The organism is Kocuria sp. ZOR0020 (assembly GCF_000800955.1).
Classification (GTDB): domain Bacteria; phylum Actinomycetota; class Actinomycetes; order Actinomycetales; family Micrococcaceae; genus Kocuria; species Kocuria subflava.
In genome coordinates, this window is record NZ_JROX01000076.1 from 1 (window position 1) to 17,949 (window position 17,949).

General features: G+C 64.9%; 12 protein-coding genes and 1 tRNA gene. 8 read left to right on the forward strand and 5 right to left on the reverse strand.

The genetic code is table 11. From position 1 onward, the window contains the following. Positions 1-30 precede the first annotated feature (30 nt). Both L979_RS05240 and L979_RS05245 read right to left on the reverse strand, forming a co-directional pair. Positions 31-1,002, reverse strand: a complete 972-nt coding sequence (locus tag L979_RS05240; protein WP_197052078.1) for an alcohol dehydrogenase catalytic domain-containing protein — start codon at positions 1,000-1,002, stop codon at positions 31-33. Positions 1,003-1,162: 160 nt separating this feature from the next. After that, positions 1,163-3,025, reverse strand: a complete 1,863-nt coding sequence (locus L979_RS05245; RefSeq protein WP_047690119.1) for an ABC-F family ATP-binding cassette domain-containing protein — start codon at positions 3,023-3,025, stop codon at positions 1,163-1,165. A 225-nt stretch (positions 3,026-3,250) separates the two neighbouring features. Here L979_RS05245 and L979_RS05250 point away from each other — a divergent pair. The 3 genes from L979_RS05250 to L979_RS05260 all read left to right on the forward strand — a co-directional run bounded on the left by L979_RS05250 (position 3,251) and on the right by L979_RS05260 (position 5,963). After that, positions 3,251-3,322, forward strand: a tRNA-Gln gene (locus L979_RS05250). 114 nt (positions 3,323-3,436) lie between these two features. Further along, positions 3,437-4,915, forward strand: coding sequence for a bifunctional UDP-N-acetylglucosamine diphosphorylase/glucosamine-1-phosphate N-acetyltransferase GlmU (glmU, locus tag L979_RS05255; protein WP_047690120.1), 1,479 nt, complete (start codon positions 3,437-3,439; stop codon positions 4,913-4,915). 67 nt (positions 4,916-4,982) lie between these two features. Further along, complete coding sequence (locus tag L979_RS05260; protein WP_047690123.1) at positions 4,983-5,963, forward strand: ribose-phosphate diphosphokinase; 981 nt, start codon at positions 4,983-4,985, stop codon at positions 5,961-5,963. A 117-nt stretch (positions 5,964-6,080) separates the two neighbouring features. Here L979_RS05260 and L979_RS14480 read toward each other — a convergent pair whose 3' ends face one another. The 3 genes from L979_RS14480 to L979_RS05275 all read right to left on the reverse strand — a co-directional run bounded on the left by L979_RS14480 (position 6,081) and on the right by L979_RS05275 (position 11,052). Further along, the gene (locus tag L979_RS14480; RefSeq protein WP_052209530.1) at positions 6,081-7,250 is read right to left on the reverse strand and encodes an S-layer homology domain-containing protein; all 1,170 of its coding nucleotides are present in this window, start codon (positions 7,248-7,250) and stop codon (positions 6,081-6,083) included. Positions 7,251-7,434: 184 nt separating this feature from the next. Next, a complete protein-coding gene (locus L979_RS05270; protein ID WP_052209531.1) occupies positions 7,435-9,171 on the reverse strand; it encodes a GH25 family lysozyme in 1,737 nt (578 codons plus the stop codon). A 111-nt stretch (positions 9,172-9,282) separates the two neighbouring features. Further along, complete coding sequence (locus L979_RS05275; protein ID WP_231559408.1) at positions 9,283-11,052, reverse strand: sugar transferase; 1,770 nt, start codon at positions 11,050-11,052, stop codon at positions 9,283-9,285. Between the two features lie 656 nt (positions 11,053-11,708). Here L979_RS05275 and L979_RS05280 point away from each other — a divergent pair. The 5 genes from L979_RS05280 (at position 11,709) to L979_RS05300 (ending at position 17,884) form a co-directional block, all read left to right on the forward strand. Next, a complete protein-coding gene (locus tag L979_RS05280; RefSeq protein ID WP_047690126.1) occupies positions 11,709-12,350 on the forward strand; it encodes a 50S ribosomal protein L25/general stress protein Ctc in 642 nt (213 codons plus the stop codon). Between the two features lie 126 nt (positions 12,351-12,476). After that, positions 12,477-13,058, forward strand: a complete 582-nt coding sequence (gene pth, locus L979_RS05285) for an aminoacyl-tRNA hydrolase (protein ID WP_047690144.1) — start codon at positions 12,477-12,479, stop codon at positions 13,056-13,058. Between the two features lie 211 nt (positions 13,059-13,269). Beyond that, complete coding sequence (locus tag L979_RS05290) at positions 13,270-14,595, forward strand: SufS family cysteine desulfurase (RefSeq protein WP_369792974.1); 1,326 nt, start codon at positions 13,270-13,272, stop codon at positions 14,593-14,595. Positions 14,596-14,657: 62 nt separating this feature from the next. Beyond that, positions 14,658-15,131: a Fe-S cluster assembly sulfur transfer protein SufU gene (gene sufU / locus L979_RS05295; protein ID WP_047690129.1), complete on the forward strand. Its 474-nt coding sequence runs from the start codon at positions 14,658-14,660 to the stop codon at positions 15,129-15,131. Next, positions 15,128-17,884 (forward strand): helix-turn-helix transcriptional regulator, encoded by a 2,757-nt coding sequence (locus tag L979_RS05300; RefSeq protein ID WP_047690132.1) that lies wholly within the window; start codon positions 15,128-15,130, stop codon positions 17,882-17,884. The genes sufU and L979_RS05300 overlap by 4 nt, the downstream gene beginning before the upstream one ends. Positions 17,885-17,949: the final 65 nt, after the last annotated feature.

Sequence of the window (17,949 nt, forward strand, 5' to 3'; positions counted from 1 at the left end):
CACGGGAGGGTTCAGACCGCTTCTACACTCTCATTTGCGATGAGCCTCCAAAGGGAGGGTCAGGTCAAAAACCTGTCCGGGGTCGATCTTGCGGTCCCAGATCAGCTGGATCAGATCCGGCAGAAAGCGCCGCACCGGTGCAGGGCCGCCCACCGTGTGGATGCCGGCGAAGAACAGCTGGATACCGGGGATGGAGACGTCGTAGTTCACGCCCACGTAGCCCAGATGGCCACCGCCGCGGGTGGCGCCTACGGCCTGCATGAAGGACTCCTGGGTGCCCACGGCCTCGATCACCGAGTGCGCGCCCAACCCGTTGGTCAGTTCACGGATCTTGGCCACGCCGTCGTCCCCGCGTTCCTCCACAACGTCCGTGGCGCCAAAGGCGCGGGCCAGCTCCTGGCGTTTGGGGTGGCGGGACATGGCCATGATGCGCTCGGCACCCAACTGCTGGGCGGCCAGGATGGCCATGAGGCCCACCGCGCCATCGCCCACCACGGCCACGGTCTTTCCGGGGCCGACCTCAGCACCCACAGCGGCGAACCAGCCGGTGCCCAGAACATCGGATGCAGCCAGCAGGGACGGGACGATCTCCGGATCGGGTTCACCCGGGGTCTTGACCAGGGTTCCGTCAGCCAACGGGATTCGGGCTTTCTGTGCCTGGGTGCCGATCCCGCCGTGGACGAATTCGGCGTGCACGCACTTGGACTGGAAGCCGGCCTGGCAGATTTCGCAGGTGTTGTCCGAGATCACAAAGGAACCAACCACGTGATCACCGGGGGCCACAGTGGTCACCTGGGAGCCGACTTCTTCCACGACTCCCACGTATTCGTGGCCCATCTTGAGGTGATCGGCAGGTTCGATCCCACGGTAGGGCCACAGGTCAGACCCGCAGATGCAGGTGGCGGTGATGCGAATGACCGCATCGTTGGGCTCAACAATGGTGGGGTCCTCCCGGTCCACCACCGTGATGACGCCAGGCTTTTCCATGATGACTCCGCGCACGGCAGACTCCTTCAACGAGCGGATGTTTCCGTGATCATCCAACCCCAAGTCGCAGCCGGGTGGGAGGTGCTGTTTCTACCCCCTTGGCCGACGCAACCTTATGTATGCGTGGAGACAGCGCCATATGAGGCCTGTCTCCACGCATGCATAAGGTTGCGTCTCACAATTGTTCGGAGAGCTCCAACCAGCGTTCCTCGAGCTCGGTGTTCTCCCGCTCCAGTGCGTGCAACTCGGCCGTCAGGGCACCCAGGCCTTCAAAGTCCGACTGGTCGTGGTCTGCCATCTCCTGATGTTTGTCCTGGATCAGCCCAGAGAGCTTCTCCATCCGGCGTTCCACGGCCCCGACTTCCTTCTGAGCGGCACGGGCTTGCGCCCCACTCAATCGCGGGCCGTCGTCGGCAGTGGAAGCAGCCTCAGTGGGCGAGGAGGCGTCAGCTGACAACGGGTTGGACGCCGCAGCACCGGTATCGGCTGCGGCAGCCAATTTCAGGTACTCGTCCACACCGCCTGGCAGATGCCGGAATCCTCCGTTGAGTACGGCGTACTGCTGGTCCGTGATGCGCTCCAACAGATAACGGTCGTGGGAAACCACCAACAAAGTGCCGGGCCAGGTGTCCAGCAGGTCTTCCATGGCGGCCAGCATGTCCGTGTCCAGATCGTTGGTAGGCTCGTCCAGGACCAGCACGTTGGGTTCATCCAGCAGGATCAGCAGCAGCTGCAGGCGGCGCTTCTGACCGCCGGAGAGTTCCCGCACCGGCGTGGACAACTGGGCGCTGGTGAAGCCCAGGCGTTCCAGCAGCTGACCTGGCGTCATCTCCTTGCCATCGGCCACGTAGGAGGTCTTCTTGCGCCCGATCACATCAGAAAGGCGGTCATCTGCAACCTCATCCAGTTCCCGCAACTGCTGGGTCAACACGGCCACCTTGACGGTCTTGCCACGCACCACTCGCCCGGTGGTGGGCTCCAACTCGCCGGTGACAAGGTGCAGCAATGTGGACTTGCCGGCCCCGTTGCGGCCCAGGATCCCGGTGCGTTCACCGGGGCCGATCCGCCAGGTGATCTTCCGCAGGACTTCGCGTGGTTCGGTCGAGGCCACAGATTCGTCGTCGGCGGAAAACCCAGCGGCAGCGCCGTCGTAGGTCACTCCCACGTCCTCCAGGTCCACCACCCGCTTGCCCAGGCGGGAGACCGCCATGCGGGACAGTTCCACGGTGTCACGCGGGGGAGGGACGTCCGCAATGAGCTCATTGGCGGCGTCAATGCGGAACTTGGGCTTGGAGGTCCGGGCCGGCGCGCCCCTGCGCAGCCAGGCCAGCTCCTTCTTCATCAGGTTCTGACGCTTGGCCTCGGCCACAGCGGCCTGCCGGTCACGTTCCACCCGCTGCAGCACGTATGCCGCGTATCCGCCTTCGAATGGCTCCACGATGCGGTCGTGGACCTCCCACGTGGAGGTGGAGATTTCGTCCAGGAACCAACGGTCGTGGGTGACCACCAGCAAACCGCCCTGATTGCGCGGCCACCGGTTGTTCAGGTGCTGGGCCAGCCAGGCGATGCCCTCAACATCCAGGTGGTTGGTGGGTTCGTCCAGGAACAACACGTCCCAGTCCTGGGTCAGCAGCCCGGCCAGCGCGGTACGGCGGCGCTGACCGCCGGAGAGTTCACCCACGCGCGCGTTCCAGTCCAGATCGGCCACCAGCCCGCCAATGACGTCGCGGACCTTGGCGTCCCCGGCCCACTCGTGTTCTTCCCGATTCCCGACGACGGCCTGCCCGACCGTCAGCGCCGGATCCAGGACGTCGGCCTGGTCCAGCATGCCGATGCGGGTTCCGGAGCGGGAGGTCACCCGTCCGGAGTCAGGTTGTAGGCGCCCTGCAAGGATTTTCATGAGCGTGGATTTGCCGTCACCGTTGCGGCCCACAATTCCTATGCGGTCACCGCCGTCGATCCCCACGGTCACGCCCTCCAGCACGGTGCGGGTGGGGAAGGACAGGGAGAGGTTTTCGCCGTTCAACAAATGAGCCACCGCACCAGCCTACGGACTCGGCAGTCTTCCTGCGCCCGGGCGGGTGAGTTCTGCCGTTTCGGGGGCCTCCCGGAGACCCAAGATCACACCTGCGGCAGGAGGGAGCGGGGTGGTGGCCAAATGATAGGGTTGCTCACCGTGCACGTGGTGCACCGCCGTGGAAATCCAGGTGCTCTTCCGGTGGATCCAAGGTTGATCCGGGTGGATGACTCCAGGTCACGGCGCTCCGCCTTGGTGTAACGGCAGCACCCCGGCCTTTGGAGCCGTGGAGTCTAGGTTCGAATCCTAGAGGCGGAACTCATCGACACCAGTCGATGCCCTCTACTCGATCAACGCACTGTGCCCGTGACGTCCAACAAGTGAACGCCGCAGACACCGCGAGGGCCGGTCCATCCCAGGAGTTTTGGCACTGTGAGCACTTCCGAGACCACCTTTGCAGCAACCGAACCGGCCGCAGTGATTGTCCTGGCTGCAGGTCAGGGCACTCGCATGAAGTCCAAGTTGCCCAAGATCATGCATGACATCGGTGGACGTTCCATGGTGGGCCACTCCTTGGCCGCCTCCCGCACCCTGGAGCCACAACGTCTGGTGGTGGTGGTCCGCCATGACCGCGACCGTGTTGCCCAGCACGTTCTGGATTTTGACCCTCAAGCCCTGATCGCTGACCAGTCGGATCTTCCCGGGACCGGTTCGGCAGTGCTGGCCGGCCTGCAGAAGTTGGATGAGAAGGCGCCCCTGGAGGGCACCGTGGTGGTCACCTACGGCGATGTCCCGCTGTTGACCGCTGAGACTCTGCGCAAGCTGGTCACCCACCACGATTCCCATGACAACGCCGTGACGGTGTTGACGGCCCTGCACCCGGCACCGGAGAAGTACGGCCGCATCCTGCGCGACGACGCCGGGAACTTCCTGGACATCCGAGAGTTCAAGGACGCCACGGAGGAAGAACGTGCCGTCACGGAGATCAACTCCGGAATCTTTGCCTTTGACGCAGGCGTGCTGCGTGATGCCCTGGCCCAGGTGGACACCAACAACGCCCAGGGGGAGATGTACCTGACGGACGTGCCCAAGTTGGCCCGTGCCCAGGGTGGCACCGTGGATGCCTTGGTCATGGATGACCACATGGAGGTGGAAGGCGCCAATGACCGCGTCCAGCTCTCCGAGCTCGGCGCCTACTTGCGTCAGCGCACCGCTGAGATGCACATGCGCAACGGCGTGACCATTGTGGACCCTGCCACCACGTGGATCGGCGCGGATGTTGCCATTGCACGGGATGCCGTGATCCACCCCAACACCCAGCTGCACGGCGTGACCTCGATCGGTGAGGACGCCGTCGTGGGACCGGACACCACGCTCACGGATGTTCGCGTGGGTCCCGGCGCCACGGTGGTGCGCACCCACGGTTTGCAATCAAGCATTGGGGAGGGCGCCTCCGTGGGCCCGTTCGCCTACCTGCGTCCGGGGACGGAACTGGGCGCCAAGGGCAAGATCGGTGCCTACGTTGAAACCAAGAACGCCCAGATCGGTACCGGTTCCAAGATCCCGCACCTGTCCTACGTGGGGGATGCCACCATCGGTGAGCACTCCAACATTGGTGCCGCCAGCGTGTTCGTCAACTACGACGGCGTGAACAAGCACCGGACTACCATTGGAAACCACGTACGCATGGGTTCGGACAACATGTACGTGGCACCGGTGACCGTGGGAGACGGCGCTTATTCAGGGGCTTCCACCACGGTCCGCAAGGACGTTCCCGCAGGGGCCTTGGCCTTGACGGAGGGGCGCCAGGTGATCGTGGAGAACTGGGTGGTGGACAACCGGCCAGGAACTGCCGCCGCTGAAGCAGCGCAGGCAGCCGGCGCCCAGGCGGACACGCACCACACGGACTGAACCCACAACTTCATCAGACCCACCAGCAGTAACCACCGATTAGGAACGCTTCAGAAAGCGAGTCACGATGACCGGGATCCTCAACTCAGGTGCCAATCGATTGGTGTTGCTCTCAGGGCGGGCCCACCTGCAGCTGGCCGAAGACGTGGCCGCTGAGCTGGGCACGGAACTGGTGCCCACGGATGCGTACGATTTTGCCAACGGTGAGACCTACGTTCGCTTTGGTGAGTCCGTTCGTGGCGCAGACGCCTTCCTGATCCAGTCCCACCCGGCCCCCATCAACCAGTGGATGATGGAGCAGCTGCTGATGCTGGATGCTCTCAAGCGGGCCTCCGCCCAGTCCATCACCGTGGTGTCTCCGTTCTACCCCTACGCCCGCCAGGACAAGAAGCACCGCGGCCGTGAGCCGATTTCGGCCCGCCTGATGGCTGATCTCTACAAGACCGCTGGTGCCGACCGTTTGATGTCCGTGGACCTGCACACCGCCCAGATCCAGGGTTTCTTTGACGGGCCCGTGGATCACCTGATGGCCATCCCGATCCTGGCCGAGCACGTCCAGAGCCTGGTGGGCGACGACGCCGTCACCGTGGTTTCCCCGGACACCGGCCGTGTGCGTGTGGCTGAGATGTGGGCAGAGCTGCTGGGCCACACCCCTCTGGCCTTTGTGCACAAGACCCGTGACATCACCCGCCCCAACCAGGCCGAGTCCAAGGAAGTGGTGGGCCAGGTCAAGGGCCGTACCTGCGTACTGATCGACGACATGATCGACACCGCCGGGACCATCGCGGGAGCTGTGAAGGTCTTGCGGGAACACGGCGCCAAGGACGTCATCATCGCCGCCACCCACGGGGTGTTCTCCGACCCCGCCGTGGAGCGTCTGTCCAACTGCGGTGCCCGCGCCGTGGTGGTCACGGACACTTTGCCCGTGCCGGAGGAGCACCGGTTCGAGGACCTTCACGTGCTCTCCATCGCGCCTCTGTTGGCACGCGCCATCCAGGAAGTGTTCGAGGACGGTTCGGTCACCAGCTTGTTCAACGGTCACTCCTGACCGCATGAACTGTGCAGCAAACCCGGAGCCTCGGCTTCAGCGGTGACTGACCACAACGTGTGCGGCCCGTGCCCCGTCAAGGGACACGGGCCGCACACGTTTCTGGCGGGGCAGCAATCAGCTGGAGTAGCGCTGGATGAAGGCCGCCGTGGCGTCTCGGTTGGTGGTCTGGGTGGGGCGGTAGGTGCCGTCAGACCAGCCTTTGGCCACACCGGTTGTTGCCATCCAGGTGATGGCCTGGGCGTGCGGTTGATCTGCGCTCACATCCGCGAACGACGACGCCGAACCCACGGCGGGCGATCCTGCCATGCGGTAGAACAAGGCCGCCGTGGCATCTCGCGTGATGTCAGCGTTGGGTCGGAACGTTCCATCCGACCAACCCGTGAGCAGACCCCGGGAGTTGGCCCAGGTGATCTCCTTGTAGAAAGGGTGGTTCACGGCCACGTCCGAGTACGGGGACTGTGCCGGAGCGGTGAAGGCGGGTGAACCTGCCATCCGGTAGGCCACGGCCGCCATGGCGTCACGATCGATGGCCTGGTGCGGGCGGAACGTGCCATCCGGCCAGCCGGTGAGTAGCCCCTTGGACTTGACCCAGCTGATGGCTGATGCGTGCTGCTGGTTGCCGGCCACGTCAGCGAAAGGACCGGCCACTGCCTGCGGCGTCACGGCCGTCTGCTGGGGGCTCGGTGCGGCGGCGGGTGCTGCCGCCGGTGCCGGGGTGCCGGTCACTGAAGTGCGCGTGTCGGAGGGCTGACCACCGTTGGCGTAGCCGCCACCGTTGACCACGGAGACGATTCGCCAAGGCTGCCGGGTGTTGGTCAGGCTGCCGTCGGCAAGAGTCACTCCAATGCCCACCACGGTCACCTTGGGGTCCAGAAGCACGGCGTTGTGCGACGGGGAGTTCTTCCACCAGGTCACCAGGGCCACCGGGTTCACGCTGTATTCCAGAGCGGTGATTTCCCGCATGGTGGTGGCCCCACGGAATCGGGAATCGCGCAGGAAGTTGTTGGAGTGGTTGTAGTTCTCCTCCCGGACTGCTCGGTTGGATTCGTCCTGGGAGATCCCGGTGAGCGTGGGTGAGTACTTGACCGGCGCCAACCCGCGGGAGCTGCGGTACTTGTTGATTTCGTTCAGGATGGTCTGCCGATGCCCGTCCAGGGTGGACTGGGAAGCGTTGACAATGTCCTGCTGGGCCGCGTGAGCGGGGGTGGTCAGCGCCATGGGAACTGCCGTGACGGCAGCCGCGGCCAGAGCGGCTCCGGCCAGAAGATGACGGGTTTTACGCATGAGGCATGGGTCCTTTCAGGCACAGGTTGGACTCAACCCTGGAGGGGAAGGCCGCTGTGGCGTCCTGGGTGCAACCGGAAAGATGTTGTGAATGGGGTGTGACTGCGGTGGTGCCTGCCCATGGGTTTCGGCAGGCACCACCGGGTTGGGGTGAATGGGTCTCAGCGGTTGTGGGGCAGGGCTCCTATCGGGAATACCGGTAGAGGAAGGCAGCCATGGCGTCACGGTTGGTGGTGGTCACGGGACGGTAGGTGCCGTCCGCCCAGCCGGTGGTGACACCGCGATCAGCAAGCCAATGGATCTCTCGGTAGAACTGTTGCCCGGGCTGCACATCCCTGAACCGGGACGCCGCAGGCGCGGTGTAGGCCGGGCGACCGGCCATCCGGTAGAGCAGTGCTGCCGTGGCATCTCGGGTGATGTTGGCATTGGGTCTGAATGAGCCGTCGTTCCAGCCCGTGAGCAGGCCGCGGGAACGGGCCCAGGTGATCTCCTTGTAGAAGGGGTGGGAGGTGGAAACATCCGTGTAGGGAGATCGAGCGGGCGGCGTGTAGGCCGGGGAACCTGCCATGCGGTAGGCAACAGCAGCCATGGCATCGCGGTCAATGGGCTGGGTGGGCCGGAACGTTGCATCGGGCCACCCGTTGAGCAGGCCGCGGTCGCGGGCCCAGGTGATCTCCCGGGCGAACTGGTTGGTGGCTGCGACGTCGCTGAACGGGCCAGCCGCGGTTGCCGGCGTGCGCCCACCCAGGGGCTTGTAGTTGGCGTTGGTGGCCAGGTCCTGCAGCTGGGCCCAGGAACCACCGAACACATTGGAGTCACCGGAGAACGGGCCCGTCTCCGAGTACTGCCAGATGTCGTAGGTGTTCCACCCGTTGGGCATCCGCCCCGGGGAGGTGGTCCATCGAGCAATGTGCAACGGGTGATCGTTGAACACCTGCGTGTTGCCGGTGCACTGGATCCACCAGTCCGTGGTGGTGTAGATGGCGGGCACGCGACCGGTGCGCTGCTTGTAGCGGTCGGAGAAATCCTTGATCCAGCTGCGCATTTCTGCCTGGGTCAGGTTGTAGCAGATGTTCCCGTAGGCCGGGTACGGGTTGTACTCGATGTCCAGCAGCCCGGGCAGCGTCCGCCCGTCAGCGGACCAGCCACCACCGTTGTTCACAAAATAATCGGCCTGGGCAGCGCCGGAGGAGGTCCTGGTGGGAATCGCAAAGTGATAAGCGCCGCGGATCATTCCCACCTGATAGGAGCCGATGTACTGGCTGTTGAAGGTGGGGGAGCGGTAACTGGTGCCTTCCGTGGCCTTGATGTAGGCGAACCGGGCACCCATGGCGTACTCGCTGCTCCAGTTCACAGCAGGCTGCCAACCGGAGACGTCCATGCCTTGGATCCCGGCAGGCTGCCAGGCGCCGTTGACCTGAACCAGGGACATGGCACCGGCGGGACTCATGGCGCTGGAGAACGACGCCGCGCCATCCTCCCGCGTGGCACCGGGCTGGGCGGAGGATCCGGGCGTCTCAGATGCGCCACCGGTGCTCTGCTCGATCTCCTTCATGGATCGCTCAGAGTCCGGGGACAGATGAGCGGCTGCATCCACGCTCTTCTGATACATGCCCATGGTTGCTCCGGGTGTGTCGTCGCCGGTGGTGGGAGCCTGATCCGGCAGGTGCGGGGCATCGTAGGAGGCCACGGCGTCGGCGTCGTAGGAAACCACGTCCCCGTCGGTGAGCGTCAATTCGCCCTGGGGAGTGCCTTCCTGGGTGGTGTGTTCATTGACCACGGAGGGCACCGGTTTTTCGGCGGCCCACGTGGGGGAGACCGCCGCCAAACCGGTGACGATCAGTGACAGAGATGCGGTCAGGGACAGTGTTGCGGTGGCCGCGGCACGGGGAATGCGCGGCTTGGTGCGGGACAGGTTCACGCTGTTGCCTATCGTCGGGGGGACATCCGGCCCATGGGGGAGGGGAAGCGCGGGCCGAACCGAAGAGAGTATAACGTGACCGTTTTGTTATAGAGCCAAGGTCATGGCTGGTCAGTAGGCGCCGGACGGTGCAAAGACCGCCTTGACGGTGCGCAGCAGGATCAGCACGTCCTCCAGAACGGACCAGTTCTCCACGTAGTAGAGGTCCAGGCGGACGGACTGGTCCCAGTCCAGATCCGAGCGGCCGGAAACCTGCCACAGCCCGGTGATGCCCGGCTTCACACGAAGGCGGCGGTGAACGTAGTCCTCGTACTTGTCCACCTCGGATTCAAGCGGCGGACGGGGACCCACCAGGGACATCTCTCCCTTGAGCACGTTCACGAACTGCGGCAGCTCATCCAGGCTGTAACGGCGCAGCACCTTGCCAGGCTTGGTCACACGGGGATCGTCCTTCATCTTGAACAGGACATCCCCTTGGGATTCGTTGGCGGCCAGAAGAGCGGCTTTGCGTTCCTCGGCATCCGTGTACATGGAGCGGAACTTCAGCATCTTGAACCGGCTACCGTCCAGGCCCACACGTTCCTGGCCAAAGAACACCGGGCCACGGTCATGGGCCTTGACCATGGCCGCCACCACCAGCATGACTGGGGAGAGGATCAGCAGAGCTGCCAGCGCACCCGCCACGTCCATGCCGCGCTTGAGCAGGCGCCGGGACCAGGACATCCGCGGAGTGGACACATGGATCAGGGGCAGCCCGGCCAGCTGCTGGGTGTGGATGCGCGGACCTGCCACATCGGTCAGGCCGGTGTTGAGGATCAGACGAATGCGCGCATCCGCCAGGTACCAGCTGAGGTGGCGAATCTCCGCCGAGCTCAGTGGAGAGTTGTTGGTCAGCACCAGCGCCTGGACGCGGTTGCGGTGAGCCGCCTCCAGGATTCCGGCCACGGTGGGACGTTCTCCCTGGGACAGTGCGTTGCGCACGTCCACGGTGGCCAACTTTTCCGGGATGGGCTGCTTGCCGACGGGGTAGTAGGCCACCACCGGTGCCAGGCCGGCCTCGACGTGGTCTTGGAGGGACTGCACGGTTTCCAGCGCGCCGCGTTGGCGCCCCACCACCATGGTGCGTGACATTCCGGAGCGCCGGCGGCGCCGCCCGTGGAGCAAGTAGGTCCGCAGGCACCAGCGCCCCAGGATGAGCAGCACCAGGCCTGCGGGCAAGGCGATGAGCACGTACCCGCGGGCAAACGGCAGGGACAGGGCAAAGGAGAAGATGGCCACTGCGCTGAAGAAGATCAACACCGCAGAGGAGACCTCCCGGGACTCTTCCATGCCGTAGCCGATCAGCCGGACCGCGCGCGTTCCGCGCAGTTCCAACCAGGTCCACCACAGGACAGCCAACAGGATGCCCACAAACCAGTAGCTGACGTTCACGCCACCCCAGACCAGATCGCTTCCGCCGCGGATGCCGTCCGCGCCGAATCGGCCCAGTTGTGCCATGAGAACGGTGGCCGCAATGGCCACGGCGTCAGTGATCCGCATGGACCACACGTACCGGGAGCGCCAGTCATCGCTTCCGCCACCGGCCGCAGGGCGCACGGCGGGGGTTTTCCCCGGGATGCGCTCTGTGCTCATGGCGGTGCCGGAGGCCGAGGTGGAGGTTGACCCGGAGCGGGTGGGTGCCTGACCGTCCGTGGAGCGGCGAATCACCTCCACGGGGCCGGTGCTGGGCTGTACCGGTGAGCCGTCCCCGTTGATGGGTAGCTGCGCCGGCGCCGGGCCGCGGGCGTGGCTGCGATCGCCACCGGGACCGTTGCGCTTGCCGGCATGAGCATCATGGTGCGGACTCATGCCGTCCACCGATGAGTCGGTGACACTGGCCATCACTTCTTCCTCCCCCTCGAGAAGAACCACAGAACGTTGGCGCTGGATTTCAGCGCACACCAGAAGCGACGACGGCGAACACCTGCGACCGCGGGGCGGGTGCCCCTCCCCAGATTCAGCCCATGGAGCGCGGCAGTGCACCGTGGTCAATCAGCTGCCGTTCCCCAAGAACGACGACGGTTCCCACGTGTCACCGCGAGGACCGACCTTGTTGCAGACGACGACTTCTGTTGGTCATCCAGCCTCTGGACGTGCCGCGGAGATCCCCATCACCCGTCACCACGTTGAGGTGCTTTCAGACGTCTCCATCCTAAGAGGTGGGTTCGCTTTCAGGCGTCCCCAGATGTGTCCAAATCATCTAATTCTTGGGATGGTGGTGTGAATCACAGCATGTCAGGGGCACTTCGCGCCCTGCGTGCTAGTATTTCCCGGTTGCCGAGGCGAGGGGATCGCAGGTGCGTGTGCATCAGCGTCCCGTGATCGACGAGGCTGGTTCGAATCTGCTGAGGATTCCGTCAGGAACAGACCCGCGTGGGCTGTGACGTCGGAATCATCTGAACGATGATGAGCCGGTCGCCTGTGGCCGGCGCAACGTACGTGAAGAACATGCCTGATCCATCAGGTACCCAGCACAACCCGTGAGGAGTCGAACCAGCATGGTTGACGTCATTCGCATTCCCGGTGAAGTCCGCACCGATTTCGGCAAGGGCTACGCCCGCCGCATCCGCGCCAACGACCAGATCCCCGCCGTGATCTACGGTCATGGCCACGATCCCATCCACGTGTCCCTGCCGGGCCACGAGATGATGTTGGTTGCCCGTAACGCCAACGCCGTGATTGAGGTCCTGGCCGACGGTGAGCACCTGTGCATGCTCAAGGACATCCAGCGTCACCCGATCCGCCCGGAGATCCTCCACATCGACCTCCTGACCGTCAAGCGCGGCGAAAAGGTTGAGGTGGACGTGCCCCTGGTTGTCACCGGCGAGGTGGCTCCCGGCACCATGTACAACCAGGAAGAGTCCACCGTGACCGTCCTGGTGGATGCCCTCAAGGTCCCCGAGCAGTTCGAGCTCTCCGTGGAGGGCCGCGAACCCGAGCAGCACCTCTACGCCTCCGACATCAACCTGCCTTCCGGCGTCGAGCTGGTCACCGATGCAGAGATGCTGGTGGTCAACGTGGCCGAGCCCATCGAGCAGGACCTGGGCGAAGAGCCCGAGGCCGAGGGTGAAGAAGCCGAAGGTGAAGAGGGCGAGGTCGCTGAGGCCGAGGCTTCCGAGGAGTCCTCGGACGACGAGTGATTCTTTGCAGATGGCGGCCTGACCGTCATCCTGCCACGGACGGCACCCGGGGGAGATCCCCCGGGTGCCGTCCGGTTCTTGGACCGTCCGGCGCAGCGATCAGCGTGAACATGGAGAATGGTGTCCGTGACTGAACGATGGATAGTGGTGGGACTGGGCAACCCCGGCCCGCAGTATGAACGCACCCGCCACAACGTGGGTCAGATGGTCCTGGACGAACTGGCGGCACGAACGGGCCAGAAGTTCACGGTGCACAAGCAGACCCGCACACAGATGGTGGAAACGCGTCTGCGCCCGGGCGGTCCCCGACTGGTTCTGGTCAAGCCCATGAGTTACATGAACCTCAGCGGTGGGCCCGTGGCCTCCGTGCTGAAGTTCTTTGGCGCAACTCTGGAGAACCTGGTGGTGGTCCATGACGAGGTGGACATCGACTTCGACGCCATCAAGCTCAAACGCGGCGGAGGCGAAGGTGGCCACAACGGACTGCGGGACATCTCCAAGGCCTGCGGGAGCAAGGACTACCTGCGCGTGCGGGTGGGGGTGGGACGGCCCCCGGGACGCATGGACACCGCTGACTTTGTGCTCAAGCCCTTCACCAGTACGGAACAAGCTGATCTGCCGCTGCTGCTGGAGCGTTCCGCGGATGCCGTCGAGCAGATCATCGACCACGGCCTGAAGGCCGCACAGAACGCAGTCCACGCCCGTTGAGGGTGGGAGATCGCAGCCCCCGACACCATGCGTTGAGGCGGGACACATCCCAGCGTCGTCGTCAATTGGGGAGGACAAAACGTTACTCAAGTGTTGAGCTGGTCTAACGTTGAGTAATGGAGGCTCGATACGGTGAAGGTGGCCGTGAACGAGCGCCCACCCGCGCATGATCCGCGTCAGCCCGAGCCACAGCAGCCTCAGGAGGTTCCCCGTGCCCACCGGCACCAGCCCAGCTTTGACCACCCCCGTACCGGGTGCGCTGAACAACGAGCGCGCACGGGAGCTGGCAGCACAGTTCCCCCTCCTGCAACGCTCCGTGATGGACCAACCGCTGGTGTACCTGGACTCCGGTGCCACCTCCCAACGCCCGCAGTCCGTGCTGGATGCCGAGTTCGACTTCCTCCGCTCCTCCTATTCGGCCGTTCACCGCGGGGCACACACGGTGGCTGTGGAGGCCACTGACGCTTTTGAGCAGGCACGCGAGACCGTGGCGAACTTTGTGGGAGCGGGTCCCCGGGAGATCGTGTGGACCTCCAACGCCACCGAGGCGATCAACCTGATCACGTACGCCTTCTCCAACGCCTCAGCGGGTAGCAACGGCGCGGGAGAGGCCTCCCAGCAGTTCCGTCTGGGGCCCGGAGACCAGATTGTGGTGACGGAATCCGAACACCACGCCAATCTGGTGCCCTGGCAGGAGTTGTGCGCCCGAACCGGGGCCGAGCTGCGCTGGATCCCGGTTGACGACCACGGTGTCCTGGATCTGCCCGCCGTGGATTCTGTGATCACCGAGCAAACCCGCGTGGTGTCCTTCACCCACGTCTCCAACGTGACCGGTGCAGTCAACGACGTCGCCGCGCTGGTGGATGCCGCCCGCAAGGTCGGGGCCTTCACAGTGCTGGACGCATGCCAATCGGTGCCGCACCTGCCGGTGAATTTCCATGAGCTGGGTGTGGATTTTGCGGCGTTCTCCGGTCACAAGATGCTGGGTCCCACTGGTATTGGTGCCCTGTACGGGCGTGCCGAGCTGTTGGATGTCCTGCCCACGTTCCTGACCGGCGGTTCCATGATCACCTCCGTGACCATGGAACGCAGCGAATACCTGCCCGCCCCCACACGATTTGAAGCCGGCACCCAGCGCATCTCCCAGGCCGTTGCCCTGGCGGAGGCGGTGCGGTTCCTGGACGCTGTGGGCATGGAGAACGTGGCCACGTGGGAGTCCGAGCTGGGTCAACGTCTGGCGGCCGGAGTCGCGCAGCTTGCCGGGATCCGCCTGATCGGTCCGCAACCCGGAGTGGACCGGGTGGGCCTGGCTTCCGTGGTGGTGGAGGGTGTCCATGCCCACGACGTCGGTCAGTTGCTTGACGTGGCCGGTGTGGCGGTGCGCGTGGGTCACCACTGCGCCCAGCCCCTGCACCGGCGCCTGGGGGTCACGGCCACCACCCGAGCCAGCACCTACCTCTACAACACCACCGATGACGTCGACCGCTTCCTGAACGAGCTGGCCGGGGTGCGGCGGTATTTCCGCCTGGAGGACTGAACCAGCCTCGGCTCTACCCCCGCTTGTTCCGACTTGACCACTGACGAGGAGTCACCCACACCATGAGTGCTTTGGACCAGATGTACCAGGACGTGATTCTGGATCATTCCAAGCGGAGAATCGGGGAGGGGTTGGCCGGAGCCGATGCCACCCTGCTGCCCGGTGAATCGGCCGCCGGCACCCATCACGAGTTCAACCCCACCTGCGGGGACCAGATCCTGGTTCGGGTGGGGTTGGACGGTGACACCGTGACGTCTTTGACCTGGCAGGGGGACGGCTGTTCCATCTCCATGGCGGCAGCATCCGTCCTGGCGGAGATGGCTCCACAGACCGATGTCCACACCCTGCGCCGCCAGATTGACGGTTTCCGGGAGATGCTGCGTTCCCGGGGGAGCGCGGAGCCGGACGAGGAACTGTTGGGCGATGGTGTGGCCTTTGCCGGCGTGGCCAAGTTCGTGGCACGGGTCAAATGCGCAGCGCTGGCCTGGGTGGCCACGGAGGCTGCCCTGATGCAAGCCGGCGTGGAGCGGGAATGAATCCCGCTGATGGCGTCCTGACCGTCAAACTGCCCAGCAGGGCGGCTTTTCTGCGAGCACTGGCCAGCTCGTGGGAGTGGGACACCCACGGGCCCAGCATGGTGCTCACGGGCTCACAGGGTGTGGGCAAAACCGTGCTGCTGGATCAGCTGTGCGCCCGGTTGGAGGGCACGGCACACATCATTCGGTGGTGGACACTCGCACCGCCAGGTGGTCGATCACCAGCTGATCCGGCTGCCGGCCTGCCACAGGAGATCGTGGGACTGCTCGCAAGCAGCTCAGGCCCGTCCGAAATCGCAGAACCCGGGCGATCCGACACCCGTGCGGCACCTGACGGCCACGGTGCTGAGCACACCGTGGTTCGCGCTTTCCAACGGGCACGTACCTGGCTGCACCACAACGCTCAGGACGCACCGGTGTTGGTGGTGGTGGATGACGTCCACCTCCTTCAGGAGTCCCACCGCCATGTGTTGGCGCAGCTGACGCGTAATCAGGAGATTTCCTTGCTGTTGGCGGCCACCTCGATCCGTTTGACGGGCCGTGCCATGAGTCAGCTGTGGCGAGACGGCGTGATCTCCGATCACAGAATCCCGGATCTGTCCTTGCCCGATGTGACCGAGTTGCTGCGAGCAGCCCTGGGCCGTGAACCGGAAATCACAGAAGCTGTCCCCATCTTGCGCAGGTCCCAGGGCGTGGTGGGGCACGCCGTGACGGCTCTGGGGCACATGTTGGCCCAGAGCAACGTGGGCAACAACCTGCCGGATCCCGGTGTCCACAACGGTGAACAGCTGCTGTGCCAGGCACTGTCCACCACCCGCCTGGATCCCGATCAGGTGAGCATTGTTCAAGTGCTCTCCCGCCTGCGTCAGTTCCCCGCCTCCGTCTTGATCGACCTGTTCGGTGCCCAGAACCTGGATGCCTTGATGGACACCGGTGTGCTGCGCCTGCAGGGCCGGGGCCCTTCCCGCGGTGTGGTGCTGACTAACACCTGGATCGCCGGATTGGTCCCCGGACTGATCTCCGAGCAGCGGGACCGGGAGCTCTACGACGTCGTTGCCGGGTACAGCACGGATGCACGCGTGGTGGCGGGGGCTCGTGCGGACCTGGAACTGTGGCGCCATGCCCTGGGGCTGCCGCTGGACCCGGTGAGGATCACGCATCTGGCGGAATCGGCTGCCGTGAGTGCCGACTACAACACGGTGCAAGCCTTGATCCGAACTCTGGATCCAGGCCACGCTGCCCCGTTGCGGGGGCTGCACACCTTGGCACTGGCAGGCGTGGGGCAGATTGACGCCGCCACCGAACTGGCCAGGCCGTTGCTGGATGCCACGCCGGATCCCCAGCACCCGCTCCAGATCCGTGAAGTCGAGGCCCTGTACGTGCTGGCCGCCATGAGCACGCAGCAACGGCGAGCAACCGGGGAGTTCGAGACCCTGCTGGCCATGGCACAGGGGCATCACCGGGCACTGATGAGCAGCACCGCCGCAGCGGAGCATTCACCCCATGAGCTGGCGCAGAACGCCGCACTGGAGGAAGCGGCCCTGTCCGCCCGGTGGATTCTGGAAAACTTCCGCGGTGACTACAAAACCCTGTTGGATTCCCTGGCGCGCGCCTCCGCAGCCCGCAGCGTGGAACGCACAACTCGAGCTTTGATGGTGGGTCTGACGGCAAAAGCCAACGCAGTGTGTGGCCGGCCCACTGATGGGCAGGCCATCCTGACGCACGCAGTCCGTGTGGACCTGGCGGCGCGCAATGCACGCCTGGCCCAGCAGCACACGGAGGATGCGGCCATGATCGCCGCCATTTTCGGCGGACAGTGGTCTGAGCTGTTGGAGCAGGTCCAGGGCCAGGACGGCGGATTGCCGGACACTCCTGCCTGGGTGCAGCACAACGTCCTCAAAGGTGCCTTGTTGTTGCTCACGGGCCGCCCGCACAAGTCGGTGGGGTACCTGGAGGCCGCGTTGAAGGCAACGGCTGACGCGGTGGCCTTTCCCGTGCCGCACCTGGTGGTCAGCCTCACCGCAGCGGCCTTCGCATGGGTGGGTCGGCACACTGATGCCAAGGAGCTGCTGCGGATGGATCACACCGATCACGCCCAGGAGTCTTATCTCTACCGTGCCACCGGCGAGTACTTCCGCGGGTTGACTGAATTCCTGTTGGGAGACGTGGCAGCCGGAGTCCAGAGGTGGCGCAGCTGGGCGGATGACACCATGGTTCGCGGTTGCCACGGGCTGGCCCTGGTGTTCCTGCAAGCACTGGCACGGGCTGGATCCGAGTTCGCGGTGCGTGAGTTGACAGTCACCGCTCAGCGCTGCCAGGGCGCTTGGGCGGAGAGTCTGCGGCTGTTGGCCGTTGCCCTGGACGGGCAGAAGATCACCGATCTTCGGGCTGCTCTGCGCAGCGCTGCCGCCATGGGGGATCTGAGTCTGGCCGGTTACCTGGAGCGCCTGATAGCAGTTCGTGGACACACCTCCGGGACGGGCCCGGTGGTGCCGTTTCCCGACGACGAAGTGGTGGAGGTGGGCACCGGGGAGATGGATGCCCGTGCGGTGAGCATGGCCGCCGTGCTGACCTCACGCGAGCGTGAGATCGCTGATCTTGCAGCAGCGGGTCTGACCAACCAGTCCATTGCCGAACAGGTGGGGCTCTCTCGCCGCACCGTGGAAGGACACATGCTCCAGGTCCTGCGCAAACTGAACATGTCCCGCCGTAACGAGCTGGTGGATCTGTGGAGGGGAGCACAGGGTGACTGAGAGCCACGTGGAGCGCGGACGGATTGACCGCAGCTGGTTGGAGCCCCACCACCTGGTGGGGGTCC

Coding starts and splice junctions, on each gene's coding strand:
- sufU (WP_047690129.1), top strand. CDS start 14,658: ATGAGTGCTTTGGACCAGATGTACCAGGACGTGATTCTGGATCATTCC.
- L979_RS05275 (WP_231559408.1), bottom strand. CDS start 11,052: ATGGCCAGTGTCACCGACTCATCGGTGGACGGCATGAGTCCGCACCAT.
- L979_RS05280 (WP_047690126.1), top strand. CDS start 11,709: ATGGTTGACGTCATTCGCATTCCCGGTGAAGTCCGCACCGATTTCGGC.
- L979_RS05300 (WP_047690132.1), top strand. CDS start 15,128: ATGAATCCCGCTGATGGCGTCCTGACCGTCAAACTGCCCAGCAGGGCG.
- L979_RS14480 (WP_052209530.1), bottom strand. CDS start 7,250: ATGCGTAAAACCCGTCATCTTCTGGCCGGAGCCGCTCTGGCCGCGGCT.
- L979_RS05260 (WP_047690123.1), top strand. CDS start 4,983: ATGACCGGGATCCTCAACTCAGGTGCCAATCGATTGGTGTTGCTCTCA.